Origin of the sequence: Thiocapsa sp. UBA6158, from assembly GCF_002423035.1 — a bacterium.
Classification (GTDB): Bacteria; Pseudomonadota; Gammaproteobacteria; order Chromatiales; family Chromatiaceae; genus Thiocapsa.
Genome location: NZ_DIUM01000041.1, coordinates 23,538 through 43,743, shown reverse-complemented (window position 1 = coordinate 43,743; position 20,206 = coordinate 23,538). Strand labels below are relative to the sequence as shown.

At 66.4% G+C, this 20,206-nt stretch carries 21 protein-coding genes and 2 pseudogenes; 9 read left to right on the top strand and 14 right to left on the bottom strand.

Annotated features, from left to right (window positions below):
- Nucleotides 1-221 precede the first annotated feature (221 nt).
- Complete coding sequence (locus B4N44_RS06475; RefSeq protein ID WP_296698218.1) at nucleotides 222-542, bottom strand: PIN domain-containing protein; 321 nt, start codon at nucleotides 540-542, stop codon at nucleotides 222-224.
- Between the two features lies 1 nt (nucleotide 543).
- Nucleotides 544-774: a type II toxin-antitoxin system Phd/YefM family antitoxin gene (locus B4N44_RS06470; RefSeq protein WP_296698215.1), complete on the bottom strand. Its 231-nt coding sequence runs from the start codon at nucleotides 772-774 to the stop codon at nucleotides 544-546.
- Between the two features lie 232 nt (nucleotides 775-1,006).
- Here B4N44_RS06470 and yhbY point away from each other — a divergent pair, with 232 nt between their 5' ends.
- Complete coding sequence (gene yhbY, locus B4N44_RS06465; protein ID WP_296698213.1) at nucleotides 1,007-1,309, top strand: ribosome assembly RNA-binding protein YhbY; 303 nt, start codon at nucleotides 1,007-1,009, stop codon at nucleotides 1,307-1,309.
- Between the two features lie 416 nt (nucleotides 1,310-1,725).
- On the opposite strand, the gene B4N44_RS06460 is transcribed toward yhbY, so the two are convergent.
- The 9 genes from B4N44_RS06460 to B4N44_RS06420 form a co-directional block, all read right to left on the bottom strand.
- The gene (locus tag B4N44_RS06460) at nucleotides 1,726-2,685 is read right to left on the bottom strand and encodes a DUF368 domain-containing protein (protein ID WP_296698211.1); all 960 of its coding nucleotides are present in this window, start codon (nucleotides 2,683-2,685) and stop codon (nucleotides 1,726-1,728) included.
- Between the two features lie 296 nt (nucleotides 2,686-2,981).
- On the bottom strand, nucleotides 2,982-4,889 hold the full coding sequence (locus tag B4N44_RS06455; protein WP_296698208.1) for a BatD family protein: 1,908 nt from the start codon (nucleotides 4,887-4,889) through the stop codon (nucleotides 2,982-2,984).
- Nucleotides 4,890-5,007: 118 nt separating this feature from the next.
- A complete protein-coding gene (locus B4N44_RS06450) occupies nucleotides 5,008-7,005 on the bottom strand; it encodes a vWA domain-containing protein (RefSeq protein ID WP_296698206.1) in 1,998 nt (665 codons plus the stop codon).
- Nucleotides 6,995-8,011, bottom strand: coding sequence for a VWA domain-containing protein (locus B4N44_RS06445; RefSeq protein WP_296698203.1), 1,017 nt, complete (start codon nucleotides 8,009-8,011; stop codon nucleotides 6,995-6,997). The genes B4N44_RS06450 and B4N44_RS06445 overlap by 11 nt, the downstream gene beginning before the upstream one ends.
- A 154-nt stretch (nucleotides 8,012-8,165) precedes the next feature.
- Nucleotides 8,166-8,738, bottom strand: coding sequence for a DUF4381 domain-containing protein (locus tag B4N44_RS06440; protein ID WP_296698201.1), 573 nt, complete (start codon nucleotides 8,736-8,738; stop codon nucleotides 8,166-8,168).
- Complete coding sequence (locus B4N44_RS06435) at nucleotides 8,735-9,736, bottom strand: DUF58 domain-containing protein (RefSeq protein WP_296698198.1); 1,002 nt, start codon at nucleotides 9,734-9,736, stop codon at nucleotides 8,735-8,737. Before B4N44_RS06435 ends, B4N44_RS06440 begins: the two co-directional genes overlap by 4 nt.
- Before the next feature lie 12 nt (nucleotides 9,737-9,748).
- Nucleotides 9,749-10,852: an AAA family ATPase gene (locus tag B4N44_RS06430; RefSeq protein WP_296698194.1), complete on the bottom strand. Its 1,104-nt coding sequence runs from the start codon at nucleotides 10,850-10,852 to the stop codon at nucleotides 9,749-9,751.
- A 280-nt stretch (nucleotides 10,853-11,132) separates the two neighbouring features.
- On the bottom strand, nucleotides 11,133-11,831 hold the full coding sequence (locus B4N44_RS06425) for an HAD-IA family hydrolase (protein ID WP_296698192.1): 699 nt from the start codon (nucleotides 11,829-11,831) through the stop codon (nucleotides 11,133-11,135).
- 101 nt (nucleotides 11,832-11,932) lie between these two features.
- Nucleotides 11,933-12,580, bottom strand: coding sequence for a CDGSH iron-sulfur domain-containing protein (locus B4N44_RS06420; protein ID WP_296698189.1), 648 nt, complete (start codon nucleotides 12,578-12,580; stop codon nucleotides 11,933-11,935).
- Nucleotides 12,581-12,980: 400 nt separating this feature from the next.
- Between B4N44_RS06420 and nhaR the strand changes: the two genes are divergently transcribed.
- Complete coding sequence (gene nhaR, locus B4N44_RS06415) at nucleotides 12,981-13,889, top strand: transcriptional activator NhaR (protein WP_296698187.1); 909 nt, start codon at nucleotides 12,981-12,983, stop codon at nucleotides 13,887-13,889.
- Between the two features lie 99 nt (nucleotides 13,890-13,988).
- Here nhaR and B4N44_RS06410 read toward each other — a convergent pair whose 3' ends face one another.
- Complete coding sequence (locus tag B4N44_RS06410) at nucleotides 13,989-14,201, bottom strand: alkylphosphonate utilization protein (protein ID WP_296698184.1); 213 nt, start codon at nucleotides 14,199-14,201, stop codon at nucleotides 13,989-13,991.
- Nucleotides 14,202-14,565: 364 nt separating this feature from the next.
- Between B4N44_RS06410 and B4N44_RS06405 the strand changes: the two genes are divergently transcribed.
- From B4N44_RS06405 to B4N44_RS06395, 3 genes are all read left to right on the top strand, one after another.
- Complete coding sequence (locus B4N44_RS06405; protein WP_296698182.1) at nucleotides 14,566-15,468, top strand: spermidine synthase; 903 nt, start codon at nucleotides 14,566-14,568, stop codon at nucleotides 15,466-15,468.
- 187 nt (nucleotides 15,469-15,655) lie between these two features.
- Complete coding sequence (locus B4N44_RS06400) at nucleotides 15,656-15,955, top strand: low-complexity protein (RefSeq protein WP_296698179.1); 300 nt, start codon at nucleotides 15,656-15,658, stop codon at nucleotides 15,953-15,955.
- A gap of 274 nt (nucleotides 15,956-16,229) precedes the next feature.
- Nucleotides 16,230-16,667, top strand: a complete 438-nt coding sequence (locus B4N44_RS06395; protein ID WP_296698176.1) for a CoA-binding protein — start codon at nucleotides 16,230-16,232, stop codon at nucleotides 16,665-16,667.
- Between the two features lie 168 nt (nucleotides 16,668-16,835).
- On the opposite strand, the gene B4N44_RS06390 is transcribed toward B4N44_RS06395, so the two are convergent.
- Together B4N44_RS06390 and B4N44_RS06385 are read right to left on the bottom strand one after the other, a co-directional pair.
- Nucleotides 16,836-17,705: an alpha/beta fold hydrolase gene (locus B4N44_RS06390; protein ID WP_296698173.1), complete on the bottom strand. Its 870-nt coding sequence runs from the start codon at nucleotides 17,703-17,705 to the stop codon at nucleotides 16,836-16,838.
- A gap of 36 nt (nucleotides 17,706-17,741) precedes the next feature.
- Nucleotides 17,742-17,835: pseudogene (locus B4N44_RS06385) on the bottom strand (addiction module toxin RelE); the annotation flags it as partial.
- 263 nt (nucleotides 17,836-18,098) lie between these two features.
- Between B4N44_RS06385 and B4N44_RS06380 the strand changes: the two are divergent.
- The 4 genes and pseudogenes from B4N44_RS06380 to B4N44_RS06365 form a co-directional block, all read left to right on the top strand.
- A complete protein-coding gene (locus B4N44_RS06380) occupies nucleotides 18,099-18,257 on the top strand; it encodes a hypothetical protein (protein ID WP_296698171.1) in 159 nt (52 codons plus the stop codon).
- Nucleotides 18,258-18,609: 352 nt separating this feature from the next.
- Nucleotides 18,610-19,056 carry a hypothetical protein gene (locus tag B4N44_RS06375; RefSeq protein WP_349681070.1) on the top strand — a complete coding sequence of 149 codons (447 nt, stop codon included), beginning with the start codon at nucleotides 18,610-18,612 and terminating at the stop codon, nucleotides 19,054-19,056.
- 78 nt (nucleotides 19,057-19,134) lie between these two features.
- Nucleotides 19,135-19,716 (top strand): annotated as a pseudogene (locus B4N44_RS06370) (ERCC4 domain-containing protein); the annotation flags it as partial.
- A 111-nt stretch (nucleotides 19,717-19,827) separates the two neighbouring features.
- Nucleotides 19,828-20,206: argininosuccinate synthase domain-containing protein (locus B4N44_RS06365; protein ID WP_414718118.1), on the top strand; the 379-nt coding region annotated here is incomplete at its 3' end.

Here is a 20,206-nt window from a genome sequence, read left to right as displayed (position 1 = left end):
CTGAGGCACGACGCTAATCACCAAATTTTATATCGCGTCCCCGCTAAGGGCCGTGGATGCACCAAACGTCGATCTCGCTCGACAGTGAGCATCTCGCTCTGGACGCGGTTTAGATTGAATTACGGTCGCTCGCCAACCCCGCCGGGCCGAAGCCAATTGTCGACAAGGAGGCCCGAGACCCGGTTGAATTCGTCTTCATTGTCTGTCACGATCACTGCCCCCTAGGCCAAGCCCTGCGCAGCGATCCAGTAATCATTGGCGCCGATCGGCGTGCCTTTACGCTCGAGGTCGGCTCGGATTGCGGCGTAATGCCGACTCACCCGATCATCCAACGCCACCAGCTCGAGCGTTGCCACGACGCCCTGCAAGCGAGCCGCATTCTTTTCGCGCTGCGCACTTTTCTCGACCCCCAGCTCAAGCTCGCCAAGCACCACGGGGGAAAGCACCAGCGCGCTCAGCGGGGTTGCTTCGAGCCGCTGCCGCACGGTCTCGACACCCTTCATGGCGGCGATAAAAATGTTGGTGTCGAGCAGATAACGCATCCTACAGCGTCTCGACAGATTCCGGCGGCGAATCCGCCGGCGGGGCCAGGTCGATGTCGTCTGCTTGTAACCAAAGAGGCTTGAAGGCATCGGCGGCAGAGCGCGGGACATCGGGTACCAAGCGCGCGACCACTCGGCCGCGCCGCATGATCGCGATCGTCTCACCGGCTTCCACCGCGGCTAATAAGGCTGAAAATTTCGCTTTGGCTTCGACCACTTGTACGCTGCGCATGCTGAGCCCCAAGATATGACCATGTGGTCATTTTATGCCGGCCTTCGCGTTTCCACAATCCGATTCGGGGCTCGGGCGCCGGGCGTGCCGGAGGTGGTCGCCTCCATCAACCGACCGGTGAATCATCGGACGTGAAATCGCCTAAGCCCTGCGCAGGGTGTAGCATTCCGCCAACGAGCCGGGCGCACGGCGGCGGCCGTCGCAAGGCATCCATTCCGTCATCAGGACCATCATGTCGATTACCGAAAAACAAAAACGCTGGCTGAAGAAGCAATCACACCACCTGAAACCCGTCGTCACGCTCGGGCAGCACGGGCTCACGGAGTCCGTGCTCGCCGAGATCGAGCTGGCCTTGAGCCACCACGAGCTGCTGAAGGTGAAGGTCAATGCCGGCGATCGCGAGGAGCGCGACGCCGCGATCGCGCTGATCGGCGAGCGCACCGAGGCCGTTCTGGTCGGACGCATCGGTCATGTGGCGTCCTTCTACCGCGCCAACCCCGAAAAGCGCGATCCGATCCTGCTTCCGAACCTCTGAGACCCTCGCCGCGGCGAGCCCCGCCAGACCCGAAACCCGCCAACTCGCCGGTCGGAGCAGTCGGGTGAATCAGGCCCGCGGTATGGCATTCGGGGTGTGCTGCACGGTTGGTCGCGCCGCATTCACCATTCGGTTCGGGTGGGCGGGGCAGGTTGAGGTCATCGGAGGCGTTGTGGTGGATGCGCTGCGCTTATCCCATTACCCTACCGGCGGGTCTTGTGAACGAGGGTGGTTGCCGGGAAGGCATTTATCGACGCATAGGTGCGAATCAGCTCGACCCTTGCCGGGATGATTAGGTCATTGTCGGAAGAATGTGGCATGGGGCTTGAGCTACCGGGCCGCGAAGCATGGCCGAAGTCGAGCTGATATCACCGGAAGACATGGGGTCGGAGGCCCGCGATCGAGGTCGCGAAGTTTCAGTCCGTCCGCGGTCCGAAGCGGTCGAACGCGTAGACGAGTAGGAAGCCCAACGTGCAGGTCAAGAGCGCGCCGAGGACGAGCGGATCGCCCTCGTAACCGGAGGGCAGGACGTTGACCTCGGAGAGGATCTTCTCGGGCGTGAGTCCGTCGGCGGCCATCACGACCTGACCCGAGCTATCCCGCAGCCAGTCCTCGGCGTTGCGCCAGGGATAGACCTTGTTCAGCGAGCCGACCAGGAAGCCGGTCAGGATGGCGAGTGTGAGGCTTCTGTAGCGCTTGAAGGTCCAGGAGAGCAGGCGCGACATGCTCATCATCCCCGTCAGACAGCCCAGGGCGAAGACCGTCAAGATCAGGAGCTTATCCCACGAGAAGTCGACCATCAGCCCCTTGAGGGTGTCTTGGACGATGAACTGATACATCCCCAGCACCAGCAACATAAAGCTCCCGGAGACGCCCGGCAGCATGAGTGCCGAGATGGCGATGGCGCCACAGAGAAAGACGAACCATAGCGCCTCGTTGCCGCTTGCGGGCGTAAGCATGGTGATGCCGTAGGCCAGGATCGCGCCGAGGACGAAGAGCCCCGCCTCGCCGGCGCGCCATTGCGGGATGCGCCGGACCATGAAGAGGATCGAGGCGAGGATCAGCCCGAAGAAGAAGGCCCAGATCAGCGGCGGATAATGCTCGAGCATCCAGGAGACGCCGAAGACGCCGACCAGGATGCCCATCGCCATGCCGGCGAGCAGGAATGCCAGGAAGCCCCCGTCGAGCGCCCGCCAAATGCCGGCGAGTCCTTCGCGGCGATGCACGCCGATCAGCCCCGGACCGAACGCCTTCACGGCATTGAGCAGGCGCTCGTAGATGCCGCTGATGAAGGCGATGGTACCGCCGGACACACCGGGGATCACCTCCGCGACACCCATGGCACCACCCTTCAGGATCAGGCTCAAGCGCGACATCGTTTAACCTTAAATGATCAAAAAAGAAGTTACTTGAATCAACCATATACGTGATCGAGCGGGCGCGCTGGAGACGTCCATCGGAGGGCGCCGTTGCCCCGCGTTGCCGCGGTATGCAGCGATCGGCACGCACGCACCTCGGGACGCCCGCAATCGCCGGACGTCATCTTCTCATCCGGGACGAGAATCCGAAAGCGAGCGCCCGCACGACGGGACGGATCGGGTTCGGGTGATTTTCGGAAAAGCGGGGAGGATGGGTTTCGCTGCGCTCTCCCCATCCTACGCGTGAATCAGGTCTAGATCCGGCGCGGATAGAGCTCCGGCAGGGCCGTCGATGGATCGGACGCGGCTTCACACTCTTTGCGGGAGAGATATGGCGCGAGTGTCTGCCAGGAGCCGACACCGTCCCATGCGGCCCCGGTGCCTGCGTAGAGAGCTCGGTCGAGTTGTGCCAGTGTCTCGGCCGCCGCGGCATCGTCCAGCCGCAGAGCCAAGGCACCGAGCCCCGCCGGAACCTGCCCGCCGGCCCAGCGGACCCGCCCCCAAGCCAGCAAGGCCATGCGCGCGCCGCGGGCGTCGTTGTCCAGGCAGGCCTGCTCGACGCGCCGGCTTGCCTCGCGCAGCGCCTGCGGCGAGGCGCGGGTCTCGACTCGATCCAGGGACTCGCGACGACGCGATCCACGCTCGAGCCAGACGAGGGCGGCGAGCCAACCGAGAGCGATCAGGCCGAGCGCGCTAGCCCCGAGGCCAATCGGACCGGCGATCGCGCGACGTACCCAGTCCTCCGCCATCGACGGCCATCGGCCTGATTGTCGAGGCTCGGCGTCCTCGTCGACGCGATCCGGCACGGCGGCCGCGTCATCCGACGCCGGCTCGCCCGCGCTCGCCAACGACCGGGGCGACCCGTCGTCCGCGGTCCCGGCGGGCGCGGCGGCCACCTCCAGGGTCCGCGCGGGCACGATCGCCACCCGCTCGCGATCCTCGCGGGTATCCCACCAGGGCACACGCACCTCGGGAAGGGTTAACGGCCCGGAGCGGGTCGGCACCAAGGCCACCTCGAGGCTCCTGAGTCCGACCGGCGCACCCGCGCCGGACAGGTCCTCGGCGCCGGTCTGACCGGGGTAGATTTGCGCGCCGTCCGGCGGATCGAGCACGAGTGGAGGCAGCTGGGCGGCGGTGACGCCGCGCGCCGTGACCGTCAGGACACGCGTCACCGGCTCGCCGACCTGGAAACGCGGCGACGATGGGACCCACTCGTCCGAGATCTCGACGGACTCCGCCGGCAACCAGGGCGAGCTCGAGCCGTGCGGCTGCGCGCGGACCTGGATCTCCAGATCAGGCGCCCGCTCAACGACCCGCCGTCCGTTGGACGTCATCCCCGACAGTCCCGCGAAGGGTCCGGCGCCGAACAGCGCATCGAAATCGTCGACCGGACGACGACCGGCCGGCCGCGGTGCGGGCATGACCGCCTCGAGTCGCGGACCGCGGATCACGAGGGGTCCGCTCTGTAGCGGCACGACGAGGAAGCGTCGCTCGATGACTTGATAGCGCTGGCCGTCGATGACCTCGAGCGATGCACGGTCCTCGCCGTCGCGCTCGATCGTCGCACCCTCCACCCGGGGCTCGGAGAGGACCGCGCGCTGCGGCGCCTCGCGCTCGCGGTAGAGCACCTGGACGCGATAGTGAAACGCCTGCTGCACGTAGGGTGTGGCCTCGTCCGTCTCGGTCCGCACGAAGATCGGCTTCGGGCCGGCGGAGGGGTCATGGGCCGCGGCGTCCTCGACGACCTCGACCGTGAGCGGCGCGCTGTGCGCATCGCCCCAGGCCAGCGCGGGGATCTCCAGTTGACCCGATCGCTTGGGGGCGAGCTCGATGCGCCATTCGCGCGTGTGCGAGACGGATCCGTTCAGAACGCTCATGCGCTCGCTCTGGCTGCGACTCAGGATATCGAAATCCGCCTCCAGGACCTGGAGATCGGGCTCTCCGGAGAGGCGGCCGTCGCCGTAGAGCTGCAGGATCAGGGTCTCGTTCGCGGCGATGCGGTCGCGATCGATTTCGGCGCGAAGACTGTCGGCCAATGTCCCTTGGGCAAGCACCGCGACGGCGCAGAACAGCGGAAGCAGGACGGCGAGCAGCGGGTACCGCGGCCGCTTGGCCGTCGCGTCGTCTGCTCGTCGAGAAGAGGTCCGGTCGAGTCGAATCAAGTCATACATCCAGAGGTGGCGAGTCGGGTGGGCGACTGACGTGGGCGACTCAAGTTGCACCTTGTAAAGGCCGAGGCATCGGTGCGTGTGAAGATGTCGTTGTCGCGCATGACGCGTCTCAGGGCAAGCGCCCCTCGCGGCGCAGATGCTGCAGGAGAAACCGCTGCCGCAGCAAGCCGCCGGGGTCGTCCGGGACTCGGCGCAATTGAGCCTCCATTGCCTGCGTGCGTTCATGCGCCTCGGGGCCGAGCGCGTCCGACAAGGCGCTGTCCGAGTGCGCGGACTCGTCGGCCGTCAGATCCGAGGTTGTATCCGAGGGCTGCGCCGCTCCGCCGGGCGCGTCCTCCGGCAGCGAGACATCCTCGGGCTCGGCGATGTCGTCCGGACCGATGTCGCCGGGGTCCCCGGTCGGTCCGGACTTTCCGCTCGGTTGGGGTCCGGTCTCGGTTCGGTTCGGCGATGCCCGGTCGGACGACGGGTCGGCTCCCGGCTCGCCCGCGGCATCCGAGCCGTCGTGCTCGGCCGAATCGGATGCGGTCTCGGGCTCGGCGCCCTCATTGCCCTCACCCGCCTGCTCGCGCGAGTCCTCGGCGCTCTCGGCCGGATCCGCCGGCGCGTCGCCGCTGTCGGGCGCATCGGACGAATCTCCGCCGCCGCCCGAGGGCTCGTTGCCCGAGGAGCCTTGCGACCCCTCCGAGGGGTCGCCCTCGCCCGATTCGCCGCCCTCCGAGGACTCGGGCGGCCGGTCCCGCAGCGCCTCGAGCAGATCCAGGTTATGGCGCGCATCCGCATGTTCCGCATCGCGTTCCAGCACACGCTCGTAGGCGGCGATGGCTTCGTCGAGCCGTCCGAGACGTGCAAGTGCATTGCCGCGGTTGTAGTCCACATCCGAATCCGGCACGTCGGATAGGGCCGCGAGTGCGCGCTCGTAATCGCCGGCCCGATAGCTGGCGGCAGCACGCCAAGCCGGATCCCGAAACAGCTCGGCCGCCTCGGCGTTCGCGCCGGACTCGAATTGTCGGGCGGCCTGTTGATCGGGTCGCCACCAGAAGCCGGACCAATCCAAGGCCCACCCCGGGGACGGCGGCAGGATCATGACACAGGCGAGGATCGACAACAGCCAACCGCGCCTGAAGGCCAAGGCGGCGAAGGGCAAGAGTGCGAGCAAGAGCCAGGGGCCTTCCTCGCGCCATTGATCGGAGAGGAGCGAGGGCTCCTCGGTCAACTCCGCATCCATGGAGCCGAGGCCCATAAGTGCACGGGTGTCCGCGTCGCCGGCCTGCGACTCGACATAACGGCCGTTGCCGAGCCGGGCCAGCTCGCGCAGGTCGGACTCGGGCAAGCGTGCGATCCGGACCCCGCCGTCGCGGTCGGGCTCGAAACCACGCGTCCCGTCCGAGGCCAGGGGCACCGGCGCGCCGTCGAAGGTGCCGACCGCGAGCACGGAGACGCGATGTCCGCCGGCCACCAACGCCTGCACGGCAAATCGGCCCGCGGCCATGTCGCCGACCCCGTCGGTCACCAGAATGATGTCGCCGCGATGGGCGGAGGCGCGCCCAAGCAACTCCCCGGCCGCGTTCAAGGCCCGAGCGGTGTCGCGCCTGCCCTGCACCGGGATGAGGTCGGTCGTGAGCTGGGGCACCTGGACCGAGATGGTCGCCGCATCCCGCGTCAGGGGCGAGACGACGAAGGGCTCCGGACCGAAGGCGAGCAGGGCGATCTGGCCTTCCTGCGATGCCGTCAGGAGATCCATGACCTCGAAGCGGGCGCGCGCCAGACGGGATGGCCGCAGATCGGCTGCGTTCATGCTCGGGGAGAGGTCGAGCAGGATAACCCGCGCCGCACTAGTCCCGTAGACGGGCTGCGCGACGCGCTCCCAGGCCGGTCCGGCCAACGCCAGCGTCGCCAGGAGCCAACCGAAACCCAAGAGCCACAGCGGCAGGCGTCGCGGTGCACGATCCGCACCCACCAGGAGATGCGGCAGCAGATGGGCATCGACCAGGCGGCGCCACACCAGCGCCCCGGCCGGCCGTCGCCACAGCGCCGCGAGCAGGATCAACGCCGGGATCAGGGCCAGCAGCCACATGGGACGCAGAAACTGCAACTCAGGCCACACGACGGCGTGCCCCCGCGGACAGCAGCGGCGCGGCGGCCAACCCAAAGCTCAGGAGCAGCGCACCGGCCGCCGGCCACATGTAAAGCGAGCGCCTCGGCGTGAGCGAGCGCTCGTCGCGCTCGCTCGGCTCGAGACGGTCGAGCTCGGCGTAGATCTCTTCGAGCTGCTCGCGGGCATGGGCGGAGAAAAAGCGCCCGCCGGTCATCTCGGCGATGCGCTCGAGCGTCGCCGGATCGAAATCGCTGCCCGCGCGCGCCGCACCGGCACCAAAGGGCGAGCGCGACTGCGCCATCCCACCGCCGAGTCCGCCGCCGATTCCGATGGTGTAGACGCGCACGCCCGCCTGAACCGCCAGCTGCGCGGCCGCCAGCGGTTCGATGTGTCCGGCGTTGTTGGCGCCGTCGGTCATGAGAATGACGACGCGATTGTCCTCCGGCTGGTCGCGCAGATGCTTGACCGCCAGCGCAAGGGCATCGCCGACCGCGGTCTCGCGACCGGCCAGCCCGACCACCGCCTCGCTCAGCATGGTCCCGACCGTGGTGCGATCGAAGGTGAGCGGGGTCATCAGATAGGCCCGGGAGCCGAAGAGGATGAGTCCGAGACGATCCTGCTCGCGCCGCGCGATGAATCGCTCCGCGACCGCTTTGACGAGTGCGATGCGCGAGACCATGCGGTTGTTCAGCTCGTAGTCGGCCACCTCCATGCTCCCGGAGATGTCGAGCGCGATCATGAGGTCACGGCCCGAGACCGGGAGTCTGACGGGATCGGAAACCCATTCGGGACGCGCCGCGGCGAGCACCAAGAGGACCCAGGCGACCAGGGCGAGGATGAGGCGCGGGCTCAGCGAGCCGGTGCCTCGGGTGCCCCGCGCGACCTCCGCCGCGAGGTTCGGATCCAGGTGGAAGCGCAGGGCCGCGCCCTGCTCGTCGGGGGCGCGCGGAAGCCAGGTCGCCAGGAGCGGGAGAGGGAGGGCGAGCAGCACTAGGGGCCAGGCCAGCGTGATCATGCTGAGACGCGCTCGAGGAGTGTTTGAATCGTCATCGCAGGGCCTCGAGATCGCGCGACCTGCCCGCCTTGGAGGAGCGCGTTTCAGAAGGCTTTAGGAACTCTACCCATCCTACGCGTGAATCAAGGTGTTCAGGTTGTTTCCGAAGCGCCATTTAGGGTGATCTCGCTGCAAGGGAGGGATCTTCGGCCTCTTGGGCGGCATGTGTTGCACTCGACGTGCGAACGGTGGGACCGCCGTGGCGACGGTTGGCGCGGATCCAGGTTTCCGCCAGCGCGGCCAGGGCATCCGGATTGGGTGGTGGATCGCCGGCGCGGCTCCCGCCGTAGACCAGGTCGGCGAGTGCCCGACCCGGTCCGTGACGAAAGCCATCGCCGCCGCCGGTCGCATCCAGGAAGGCGAGCCAGGCTTCCCCGGTGAGTCCGGCGACCTGCTCGCGCGGAAAGCGTGCGAGCGCAAACCGGCGCAGCAGGCGCGAGAGTGCGGCAATGAAGGCGCGGGTGTCGCCGTCCGCCTGGACAGTCTCCCGCAGCGCGGCGAGTTCGCGCAGGGCCGAACGGGCGGCGGCACCCCGACGCCGATGTCCACGCCAGCGCACGCCGGCCAGCCACAGCAGAACGACCAGGAGCACGGCGGCGGAGATCCACCAACCGGGGGCCGGCGGCCACCATTGGATGGGATCCGGCAGATGCCAGTCGCGCAATTGCGCCAGCGGATCGGCGTTCACGCGAAGCCCCCCGTTGCGGGCAAGCGCCCTCGCCCGCCGAGACCGAGCGCCAGTGCGGGACCGACCGGGACATTGGCGGTCAGGCGCAGCAGGTGGGCGCGGTTGCGTCGGGCCAGTCGTTCGAGTGTCTCCATCCGGGTCCGAAAGAGGTCTTCATACGCCTCGCGGCTCCCGGAACGGGTCAGATCCAGTAGGCCGCGCCGACGCCCGTCGGTCACGGGATAGCGTCCGGATGGCGGCGCCTGGATCTCGATACTGTCGTGGACCGGCAAGAGGATGACCTCGCAGCCGGCGGCCAGCTCGGTCATCCAGCGTGTCTGCCCGCGCAGGATATCGGCGAAATCGCTGATCACGGCGACCAGGCTGCCGGGGCGCACCAGCCTGACGAGATATCCGGCGGCCTCGGCGAGCGAGCCGTAGCCGCGAGCCTGGCCGGATGATTCGACCTCCGCGGAGAAGGCGGGCGTCGGGCTCGCCAGACGGTCGAGGAGCGGCAGGAGTCCCCCGGCACGCGAGGCCGGGCGGCGCTCCAGATGCCGGGTCTCGTCGAAGACCAGCCCCCCGACCCGATCGCCGCGATCCACGGCGGCCCAGCCGAGCAGCGCCGCCGCGCGCGCGGCAACGACGGACTTGAAGGCGATGCGGGTGCCGAAGCGCATGGTCGACCCTTGGTCGACCAGCAGCCAGACCGGGCGCTCGCGCTCCTCCCGGAAGAGCTTCACGTGCGGACGACCGACCCGGGCCGTGACACGCCAGTCCATGTTGCGCGGGTCGTCGCCGGGCTGATAGACGCGCGATTCGTCGAACTCCATGCCGCGCCCGCGAAAGCGCGCCACATGGCCGCCGGTGCGCGTCGCCAAGACTCGGCCGCGCGGCGCGAGATCGAGCCGCCGCGCCTGCTCGCGCAGGGCGATCAGCTCGGTCAGCTCGGGGAGGACGCCGTCGTTTTGCGCATAAGGCGTCTTCGCGTCCTTCCCGCTCGGGGGATTCGATCGCATGCCGACCACCGCCTAAGGCGCCGGGACGCGCGCGAGCAATGCCTCGATGAAGTCGTCCGGCCGGCGGCCTTCCGCCTCCATCTCGTAGGACAGGAGCACGCGATGACGCAGCACATCGGGGGCGAGCGACTGGATATCCTCGGGCGAAACGAAGTGACGCCCGTTCAGCCAGGCCAGCGCGCGCGAGCAGCGGTCCAGGGCGATGGTCGCGCGCGGGCTCGCGCCGAAGCGCAGCCAACCGGCCAGGTCGGGCGAATAGGCCTCGGGCTTGCGGGTCGCCATCACAAGGTGAACCAGATAATCCTCGACCTCGGGGGCCATGTAGAGCTCGAGTATGGCGTGTCGGGCGGCGAAGACGCTGGCCTGACTCAGGACGACGCCCGGCGACGCCGCGCGATCGCGCCGGGCCTCCTCACGATTGAGCCGCAGGATGGCTCGCTCGGTCTCGATATCCGGATAGTCGACCCGGACGTGCATCAGGAACCGATCGAGCTGGGCCTCGGGCAGCGGATAGGTGCCTTCCTGCTCGATCGGGTTCTGGGTCGCCATGACCAGAAAGAGCCGCGGCAGCGGGTAGGTCTCGCGACCGACGGTCACCTGACGCTCGCCCATCGCCTCGAGCAGGGCGGACTGCACCTTGGCCGGCGCGCGATTGACCTCGTCGGCAAGCAGCAGATTGTGGAAGATGGGGCCGCGGTCGAAGCGAAAGGTCCCGTCTTGTGGGCGATAGACCTCGGTCCCGGTCAGATCCGCCGGCAAGAGATCCGGGGTGAACTGGATGCGATGGAAATCGCCCTCGAGCCCGGCCGCAAGCTCCTTCACGGCCGTGGTCTTAGCCAGGCCCGGGGCGCCCTCGACCAACAGATGGCCGTCGGCGAGCAGGGCGATGAGTAGCCGATCGATCAGGCCGCGCTGACCGAGGATGGTCTCGCCGACCTGCTGTCTCAGTGCGGAAAACTCGGCCGCGAGTGAATCAGGCGAGGTGTCGGCAACAGCGAATCCGGGTGTAGATGCGGCCGTGGTTGCGGCGGCGCGTTTCAAGGCGGTGATCTGATCCAAGGTCGTCGGCTCCTCCATCGTGGTGTCGTCTCGGACGCCATCGGCCCGTGCCGTCATGCGTCTCTTCTGTTGTCGGCGTTCCGGGCGTCGGGAGTCAGTCACGGCGTAGGATGGGTAGAGCGACAGCGAAACCCATCCGGCCCGCGCCAAGGGCACCGGACCGAAACCCGGCGATGCGGCGGTTTGGAGGATGGGTTTCGCTGCGCTCTATCCATCCCGTTCACCAAGTGCTCACCTTGTTTGCGAATCGTCTCTTAAGGCGATTTCCGAGAAATAAGTATCCTGACTGGACGTGTCCAAACGACCTTAAGGGCTGTCAGTGCGAATAAATTCGCACCTACACCCGCTGGCTGCTTTTCCGGAAATCGCCTTCGCTCCCGAAACACCCGGTGCTTTCTAAACGCTCGGGCAGCCCGGCATCGATCGAGAGCAGATCCCGTGGATGGCGGCACTGAAAATCAGGCCCGGCGGCCGCCAAACTCTCCAATGGCGTGTAGCCCCAGGCCACGGCGGCGAAGCGGACCCCGGCATCGCGCGCCGCCTCCAGATCGCGCAGCTCGTCGCCCACATAGACCAGGCACCGGGGGTCGATCCTCTGCGCGCGGGCCTGCCGGCGCAATGCACTGGCCTTGCCGAAGAGACCGGTTCCGCCGTTCACGGCATCCAGGCCGGGTAGCCGATGCCGTCGAACGTACTCATTCACGCTCGCCCGAGCGTTGGACGACAGGATACCCAGCCGATGCCCGCGTTGCAGCAGCGTCTCGAGCACCTCGCCGATACCCTCGATCGGGGCCGTCTCCATCAAATCGGCACGCATGGCACGGCGCATCCGTGTCGCCAGTTGCGGCAGCCGATACACGGGTACGCCAAGGGCATGCACCACCTCGAGCGCGTGCATCCCTCTGAGTCGCTCAAGTCGTTCCCGACTCAGCGGAGCGCACCCGAACTCCGGGCCGACCTGCCGAAAGGCCGTGAAGGCGACCTCGAGACTGTCGACAAGGGTACCGTCGAAATCGAACAGGATGTGAACCGACATCCGTCCCTCCTGAACTGCGCCTCACCATCGCCGTTGGCCGCGACGAGGCCGAACAACGCGACACACGACGCCTGTCACCCCGGGCGCGGTTCAGTTGCGGTTCAGCCCTTGAAGCCGATCTTCTTATGTGTCCCGTCGCAAAACGGCTTGTTCTTCGAGGCCCCGCAGCGACAGAGAAACGCCTTCTCGCCCTGCCAAGCGAGCCGACCGCTGCCGGCGCGGATGCTCAGGTTTCCGGTCAGTGCCAGCGGGCCGTCGGGCCGCAACTCGACCTTGAGCTTCCCGCCCGTCGCGGTCAGTCCGGGTCCCTTCTCGCCCACGGCGCCAAAGTCCTCGAACTTGGCCTCGAGATGACTGTTGTCGCAGAACGGCTTGTTCTTGGAAGCCCCGCACCGACAGAGCGCCGCGCGGAAGCGCACGCCGGGCATGTCGTCCCCGGCACCTTCGATCTGCAGATCGCCGGTGAGATAGAGCGGGCCGTTGTAGGCGACCGTCAGACTATTTTCCGCGGGCGGCGCCTCGGAAATGCCGGCCTTGTCGGTGTAGGTCAAGGCGCCGCTCGGACAGCGCTCGATGATCTCGCGGACCTCCGCCTTGGAGACCAGGTCCGGCATGCACCAGGGCTGACGCTCGGCCACGAAGAGGTCGCCCGCGGAGTGTCCGCATTCGCCGACGTGGATGCAGAGCCGTGCGTCGAAGCGGACGTCGATCTCCTTCCCCGCGAAGTCCAATGGTTGTTTCTTGCTCATGCGTGCCTCGATGGGATAGGCCGGGACCCGGCCCGCGCTGTTCCGGGGCGATCCGCCGACGGTGTGGGATTGATGGAAGCTCGGACCGGGAAAACGCAACGACCCCGGTGATTCGCAAGCGCGCGGCCGCAGCCGTCATGCTCCAGTTAGTGTGGGGGCCCGCGAAGGAACAGGCAACGCCCGGAACGGCGCCGCGTTGCGCACGGATTCGACTCGGCTCACGTGAACTTTGAACGCGGTCGCGGATCGGATCCGCAGCACGGCTTTCGGGTTATCATGCCGAGCGATCCGGTCGCGAACTCCGCCGCTCAACCGCCGATAGCCATCGCCGAGACAGCCCGCAGGCAACACCCCGGCCCGGATCCTTCGCCTTCCACCCCAATCGCGCGGATCCGCCCCGATGCCGAATCTGAACATGAAGCACCTGCGCTACTTTTGGGCCGTCGCGACGCACGGATCCATTGCCCGCGCCTCCGAGGTCCTGCACCTCACACCCCAGACCATCAGCGGACAGCTGCGCGAGCTCGAGGAGCAGATCGGGGCGAAGCTGTTCGGCAAATCCGGGCGCAACCTTGCGTTGACCGAAAGCGGACAGGTGGTCTTCTCCTATGCCGACGAGATCTTCAGGCTGACGAGCGAGCTGCAGGACGTGGTCTCGGGCCGTCCGCCGGCCTCCGGCATCACCTTCAGGGTCGGAATCGCCATGGTCGTGCCCAAGCTGCTCGCCTATCGCGTCTTGGCGCCCGTGCTGGCGCTCCCTGAACCCGTGCGCCTGGTCTGTCACGAGGCACCTCTGACGGACCTCTTGGCCGATCTCTCGGTGCACAAACTCGACCTGGTCCTCGCCGACAGCCCGGTGAATCCGGCGCTCAACATCCGTGCCTACAATCATGTCCTGGGCGAATCCGGGATCAGCTTTTTCGCCGTCCCGGACCTCGCGGCACGCCATCGCGAGGACTTTCCGCGCTCGCTCGACGGCGCACCGATGCTGATGCCGACGGGCTCGAGCGCACTCTTTCGCGCACTCGAGCATTGGTTCGACCGACACGAGGTGAAGCCGCGCATCGTCGCGGAGTTCGAAGACCGCGCCCTCATGAAGGCCTTCGGCGAGGCCGGGGTCGGGATCTTCACGACACCGACCGCGGTGGAGCAGGACATCCTCCAAAAGTACCGTGTCGCGCTGATCGCCCGGGTCGACGACATCAAGGAGCGCTATTATGCCATCTCGGCCGAGCGCCATATCAAGCATCCGGCGGTCTCGACGATCACGGAGTCGGCACGGCATGACCTCTTTGCCATGCGGGGGTGAGGTGCTCGGAACGTCGGGGGGTCAGACCCCGTGGAGTCGGTCTCCCGAAACACCTGCAATGGCGTGGATGCGCCGCGGTGGAGGTCCCGCGGAGACGGCTCAGACCTTTTTGAGAAAACAGGTCTTGAGCACCAAACCCTTCACCTTGTCCGCGTTGCACTCGATGTCCTCTTCATCCGAGGTCAGGCGAATATTCTTGATCACAGTGCCTCGCTTGAGTGTCACGGAGGTGCCCTTCACCTTCAGATCCTTGATGAGCTGAACCGAATCGCCGTTGTCGAGCGCTGTTCCGTTGCTGTCTTTGACGTTCATTCCTCGATCCTGAATGCTTGTTTTAAAATGGGTTTTTAGGCGTGTCGGGGTTGGCGGCTCGCTCGAAGCGGTGACCGGACCGCAACAGTTATGGCATCCGGGCTCGCATGCGAAGGTCGGGGTCTTGCGGCGGAGCGCCTCGATCATCCGGTCGTTGCGGTTCATCGTCCATCGCCTTCTCGCGCAGCTGTCGTTCGACTCTCGGGTCTTCACCGTCACCGAAATACGATTAGCATCCCGAATCCATTAGATCATGCCTCGGCGGGGTCCGGTGCCGTTGTCGTCCGAGGAGTCGCACCGGATCGCGTCGGGGTGACGGAACACCGCCCGTATCGGGACAAGCAATCCAACGAGATACCACGCCGTGCAGCAGCAACCGACGCTTTTGGAGTTACCGGGTGAGGGGTTGGGTGAGCACGGCCGTCTACGCGTTCTCGAATCAGCGACCTGCGACCCGGAGCGGCTCTACGAGCGCATCTTGAGCGGGCGCTACGGCAAGCCGTTCATCGTCGAAGACGGCCGGACCCGGCGCCTTTTCTTCAGTCTGCGTTTCGTGCAAAGCTCCATGCGCATCGCGGATCCGTTCGCCCTGGATTTCGCCTACACGCGCAAGATGATGGCCTTCCTGTTGTTCGTGCCCGAGCCCGAGCATGTCGTGATGGTCGGCCTCGGCGGCGGCTCCATGGCGAAATTCTGTCACCGCCATCTGCCGCGCACACGCCTGACCGCGGTCGAGGTCAACGCCGATGTCATCGCCCTGAGTGCCGAGTTCGGCGTACCCCGCGACGAGCGCCTGATCATCGTGCGTGCCGACGCCGCCGACTATCTTCCCACCGACGAGAGCGACACCGACGTCCTGCTGCTGGACGGATTCGACGCCGACGGGATCTCGCCGGCGTTCCTCAGTCGCGATTTCTACGCAGCGGCCCGCTGTCGGCTCCGGCCCGGCGGCGTGCTGGTCGCCAACTTCTGCGGATCCCCCGACGGATGGCATCCGCATTTCATGCTCCTCGACGAGGTCTTCGAGGGCCGGGTGCACCTCGGGCGGGTCACCAACGACGACAACTACATTGCCTTCGCGTTCGCCGATGCCGGATTCCCCATCGACTGGGCGTGTCTGGATGAACGCGCAATCACGCTGAATCACCTGTTTCCGCTCGATTTTCGCATCCTTGTGGAGCGACTCCGCGACGGCGCCGATCTGCGTCGAAAGCTTCGGAGGCGACCGCAAAGGACGTCTTGGTCCCGAGAGCCGAAACGCGGCTGAAGGAGTATTTCGATGACCAGGGTCTCGATCGTGAGGACAGGACCGCATGCGCGGGCGCGGATTGGCGAGCCGGGAGTGAACCCTCGAGGCTCCGCCGTATCAAATCCGAGCGCACTGCTGCGATAATCGCGTCGGATGTCCGATTCCGGACGCCGCCCTTCTCATCGATCGACACGAGGACGAGACCATGACCAAGAACACCATCACCCCTGCCGCTGCCCTGGTCGGTGCTGCCCTCGTCGGCAGCCTCGGCGCCCTTGGCGTTGCACAAGCCGCAGATAACCCCTTCTCCGCTCAGCCGCTCGACGCAGGCTACATGCAGCTCGCCGGTGCCGACACCGAAGGCAAGTGCGGCGAAGGCAAATGCGGCGGGACCAAGGATGCGGAAGGCAAATGCGGGGAGGGCAAGTGCGGTGCCGACAAGGGCACCGAGGGCAAGTGCGGCGCCGACAAGGGTAAAGACGGCACATCCGGCAGCGCCACCTGACGCGGCCTCGCCGGCGACCATGAGCCCTTCACCTGCCGCGTTCATGGCGCCGGTCTCGGCCGGCGCGCACGCCTTGCGCTGCGCTTCTCCTCGGCGATAGCACTCGCCACCCCGCCCCGAGGGGAAATCGTCTGGTACAGCCTCGCTCCGACCGAGTAGTATCGACGACCCCGCACGCCACCGCGGAAGAACCCATCCGCAACAGGCTCGTACTTTGTTCCGGCCCCGTCGGTGTGCATGCTCCAATCACCCGAACAACCGGAACCCTGCCCTCATGGCCTCGAATTACGAAAGCTTCTTTACCCTCGGCCGCTTCGGTGTTGTCGGACACACGACAGCCAAGCCCTTTCCGCTGATCAGTTACCGGCGGTTGAAGGCGATGGGGAAAATCGTCTATCCGATCGACCCCAGCACGATGCTTGTCGACCGTGATCCCGCGTATCCCACGCTCGCATCCTTACCTCAACCCGTCGATGGTCTCATCATCGAGGTGCCGAAGGCGGAAACCGCAGGCTGGGTTGCCGCAGCTGCGGATGCGGGGATCGGCCATGTCTGGATCCACATGGCTCACGAGACCCCCGAGGCGGTGGCACTGGCTGCGGAGAAAGGCATCAATCTGCGCACCGGGACCTGCGCCGTCATGTATCTGAACCCGGGCATGTCTTACCACGGGATCCACAAGCTCATCATGAAGCTGACCGGGAAGTATTGACACGCGAGCAGCGATCGCCCCGAGATTGACCTGCGTGCCGTCGGCGACCTGTCCTCCGCTGATGGAGGCGTCATGGTCAGGCTCGGCAGGCGGATGGGTGCGAAGGTCGACCCGATCGGCGAGAGCTGTCGCTGTCGATCCATTCAACCCCTTCTCCTTCTTCGAGCATCACTTCGAGCCGCTCGCGGCGGGTTTCGACACCAGCTGCGACAACAACAGCCCGTCCCGCCGGCTGAGCTGGTGATCGCCGGCCACCACTTGGATGTCGGCCCGGCCACTCAGCGCCGGGACCCGGCGAAGATCCTGACTGGGGGCCGGCACGACCTGGTCGCCCGGCATCCCGATCGCGGCCCCACGGACCACTCCGACGTAAGCGATGTCGGGGTGCGGGCGAGCGTTCAGCCAGTACAGCAGGTTGCCGGGCACCGGTGGGGATAGGTCCGCGAGGACGCCGCGCGAAGACTGTACGGTGCGATACAGGTCGTCTCCCACCTTGCGCTCGACGAACCAGCGTTTGATGCCGCCGAACAGTCCGCTGTCGTCGGTCGCATCCAGCGCCTGCCAAGCGCGCTCGGTACCCAGATGGGGGGCGGCGATGGTGATGAGCCGGGTGACCGTGCCCGCCCCGTAGTTCACCAGTGCAAGCCGTGCCACGACGCCGCCGGCCGAGTGCCCGACGAGGTCGACCGAGTCCGTCGGATGCCGTTGCGCGATGGCGCCGAGCATCCCGCCGAGAAAGTGCGCCTGCACCATCAGCGGAGCGGTGGAGGGCAAGTCGACCGTGTAGATTGCGAACTCCCCTGCCGACTGCCCGACCGGCTCCAGCCGCACGCCGGACGGGGTCGACCGCCAGTTGCCGGCGACTCTCCAGCCAGCCTCTTCCAGCACCGGCAAGACTCCGCTCTGCTGCCAGGATGCAGAATCGCCGAGGTACCCGTGCACCGGCACCAGAATCCGACCCGCGCCGGCTGAGCCGGCGAACGCCAGCCCAAGCGCGCAACATGAGACCAGCCACCACCCACCATACCAACGCTTCATACTTCGTCCTCCGGGTTGATCGGGCGGCCGACGCCTGCGATCTCACGAGAATACCCTTGAAACGCCCCTGAAACAGGTGTCCGACCAGCCCATGACGACGATTGACCCGCCGGGTGAAGACGCCGTTGAGCTACCGCATACACATCAGCCTAGGCCAGGGTAGAAAAACCGACGCTTTCACACTAAACTCCAGCGGCCTGGCGGGGCACTCGTGCGTTTACGTAAGCCCTTACTAAAGAAGCGCTGTCGTGCATATAAAGCCCCGATGCACCGACCCTTCGCGAGGCATTCAGACTCAGTGAGAGACCACCGTTTTGCACGGCGGCCAACCGGGGTCTTTGCCGTCCGATCCCCAAGTTTCCAGACCGATCTTCATCGCGGTGGGACGTCGATATGAACACAGCAATCGAGATCGAAATGATCGAGTCAGGCATCGAGACGCGGATTGGTCCCGGTGACTCCTTCGAGATTCCCCCGGGCCACGATGCGTATGTCGACGGGAATGACCGCGTCGAACTGATTCCCTTCGCGCCACCCGAACATCAGCACTGAGTCACATCAACGCGGACGTTGTCCTGGCGGGCCAACTGATCTGCCGACGCGCGACCTTTCCCCGACCAACGGGGTCTTCGTCGATTCGGGAGCGTCGCGGGCCGCGGAGAGACCGCGCTTCGCGTCCTTCTTGCCGAAACAGGCGGGGGCGACACGATGATCGGCGACAGCCGTCGGTTGCCAGGGCGCCGCGACATCGCACCAGGCATTCGTCGCCAATGTCATGACGCCGGGGAACGGACGCCCCCGGCCTGACGGCCCGCCGTTCGAGTGCAACTCGGCGATCCATACGCCGGTGGTGAATCCGCATCGGTGGAAACGACGGGCACAACGATCACGAACCGAGACGAGCATAAGCCGATTGGACACCACAGAGACCCCTTATCTGCGCGCCTTTCGCGGCAGCTTCACCTCCGCGTTGCGCTGGCATCAGCTCGACGCTCTCTGGGCGCGGATCGATGAACGTGCGGATGCGGGCTGGTATCTCTACGCGGTCGGCGAGCCGCCGCCGACTGCGGCGACGGATGCGGCCGGTGTCAGGACCTTCGTCGCTGAGATCGACCGGCTGCTGCGCGCCGAGCATCGCGAGGACTATTGCGGCATCGTCTATGCCGACGATCCGCGCGCACCGACCTTTGTCAAGATCTATGATCCGAACAATCTGGGCGTGGTGTGCGGTTTCAGCGACGCCCCTCCCCTGCCCGGCTGGGTCATGAGCCTGATTCCGCCGGTTGACCTCCCGAGCACGCGTCCCCCGCCGAAGAACCGGCGGCGTTGGTGGAATCGATTGTTCGGATAGGCGAAGCTCGGATCCGAGTGGAACGCCGATTCGGCATCGCCCATCGGCAACGCAATCCCCGGATGGAGGCACGACGCGATGGATCCGAATCAGGCGTTCTCGATGCGTGTGGACGATCGCGAGGTATCGAGTCCGGTCCTCGCGGCCTTGCGTCGTCACCCGGAATTCCGAATCCAGGTCGAGCGCCTTACGGTCGGCGACTACCTGATCGACGACAGCCTCCTCTTCGAGCGCAAGACGCTCATGGATCTCGCGGCCTCGATCAAGGACGGGCGTCTCTTCGCACAGGCCGAACGTCTGGCGAGTGCCGGGCCGCGCGGTGCGCTGATCCTTGAAGGGACCGCGAAGGATCTGACCGAGAGCCGCATGAGGCGCGAGGCGATCCAGGGCGCGCTCGTGACACTGACGTTGTTCTTCGGTCTGCCGCTGCTACGCGCTCGGGATCCGGATGAATCCGCCCGGCTGATGCTCTTCGCGGCGCGTCAGCAACGTTCGTTCGCCAGGGGCGCAATCCCGCGACACGGCGAGCGGCCACGCGGGAAGGCGCGTCTCCAGAACCATATCCTGCAAGGGCTGCCGCGGATCGGACCCGAGCGGGCGAAACGACTGATCGAGCACTTCGGCAGTATCGAGGCCGTCATCGCGGCGGATGCCCGGGCATTGACCGAAGTGCCCGGCATCGGCGATCGGGTCGCCGAGACGATCCGCTGGGCGGTGCGTGAAATCCCGACCGGTATATACTCAGCGACTTTTCCGAGTTGGAGCAAAACGATGGCGCAAGGCGCAATCAAGAAGGTGGTGCTGGCCTACTCCGGGGGTCTGGATACCTCGGTCATTCTCAAGTGGCTGCAGGAGGAGTACGGCTGCGAGGTCGTGACCTTCACCGCGGACATCGGCCAGGGCGAGGAGCTCGAGCCGGCGCGCGCCAAGGCCACTGCAGCGGGTGTGAAGGAGATCTATATCGACGATCTCCGCGAGGAGTTCGTGCGCGATTTCGTCTTCCCCATGTTCCGCGCCAACGCGATCTACGAAGGCGAGTATCTGCTCGGGACCTCGATCGCGCGGCCCTTGATCGGCAAGCGTCTGATCGAGATCGCCGCCGAGACCGGTGCCGACGCCATCTCGCACGGCGCGACCGGCAAGGGCAACG

Bases quoted from the DNA above. Each gene is read 5' to 3' on its own strand.
- B4N44_RS06475 (WP_296698218.1), bottom strand. From the start codon at position 542: ATGCGTTATCTGCTCGACACCAACATTTTTATCGCCGCCATGAAGGGT.
- B4N44_RS06470 (WP_296698215.1), bottom strand. From the start codon at position 774: ATGCGCAGCGTACAAGTGGTCGAAGCCAAAGCGAAATTTTCAGCCTTA.
- yhbY (WP_296698213.1), top strand. From the start codon at position 1,007: ATGTCGATTACCGAAAAACAAAAACGCTGGCTGAAGAAGCAATCACAC.
- B4N44_RS06460 (WP_296698211.1), bottom strand. From the start codon at position 2,685: ATGTCGCGCTTGAGCCTGATCCTGAAGGGTGGTGCCATGGGTGTCGCG.
- B4N44_RS06445 (WP_296698203.1), bottom strand. From the start codon at position 8,011: ATGATCACGCTGGCCTGGCCCCTAGTGCTGCTCGCCCTCCCTCTCCCG.
- B4N44_RS06435 (WP_296698198.1), bottom strand. From the start codon at position 9,736: ATGCGATCGAATCCCCCGAGCGGGAAGGACGCGAAGACGCCTTATGCG.
- B4N44_RS06430 (WP_296698194.1), bottom strand. From the start codon at position 10,852: ATGACGGCACGGGCCGATGGCGTCCGAGACGACACCACGATGGAGGAG.
- B4N44_RS06425 (WP_296698192.1), bottom strand. From the start codon at position 11,831: ATGTCGGTTCACATCCTGTTCGATTTCGACGGTACCCTTGTCGACAGT.
- B4N44_RS06420 (WP_296698189.1), bottom strand. From the start codon at position 12,580: ATGAGCAAGAAACAACCATTGGACTTCGCGGGGAAGGAGATCGACGTC.
- nhaR (WP_296698187.1), top strand. From the start codon at position 12,981: ATGCCGAATCTGAACATGAAGCACCTGCGCTACTTTTGGGCCGTCGCG.
- B4N44_RS06410 (WP_296698184.1), bottom strand. From the start codon at position 14,201: ATGAACGTCAAAGACAGCAACGGAACAGCGCTCGACAACGGCGATTCG.
- B4N44_RS06400 (WP_296698179.1), top strand. From the start codon at position 15,656: ATGACCAAGAACACCATCACCCCTGCCGCTGCCCTGGTCGGTGCTGCC.
- B4N44_RS06395 (WP_296698176.1), top strand. From the start codon at position 16,230: ATGGCCTCGAATTACGAAAGCTTCTTTACCCTCGGCCGCTTCGGTGTT.
- B4N44_RS06390 (WP_296698173.1), bottom strand. From the start codon at position 17,705: ATGAAGCGTTGGTATGGTGGGTGGTGGCTGGTCTCATGTTGCGCGCTT.
- B4N44_RS06380 (WP_296698171.1), top strand. From the start codon at position 18,099: ATGAACACAGCAATCGAGATCGAAATGATCGAGTCAGGCATCGAGACG.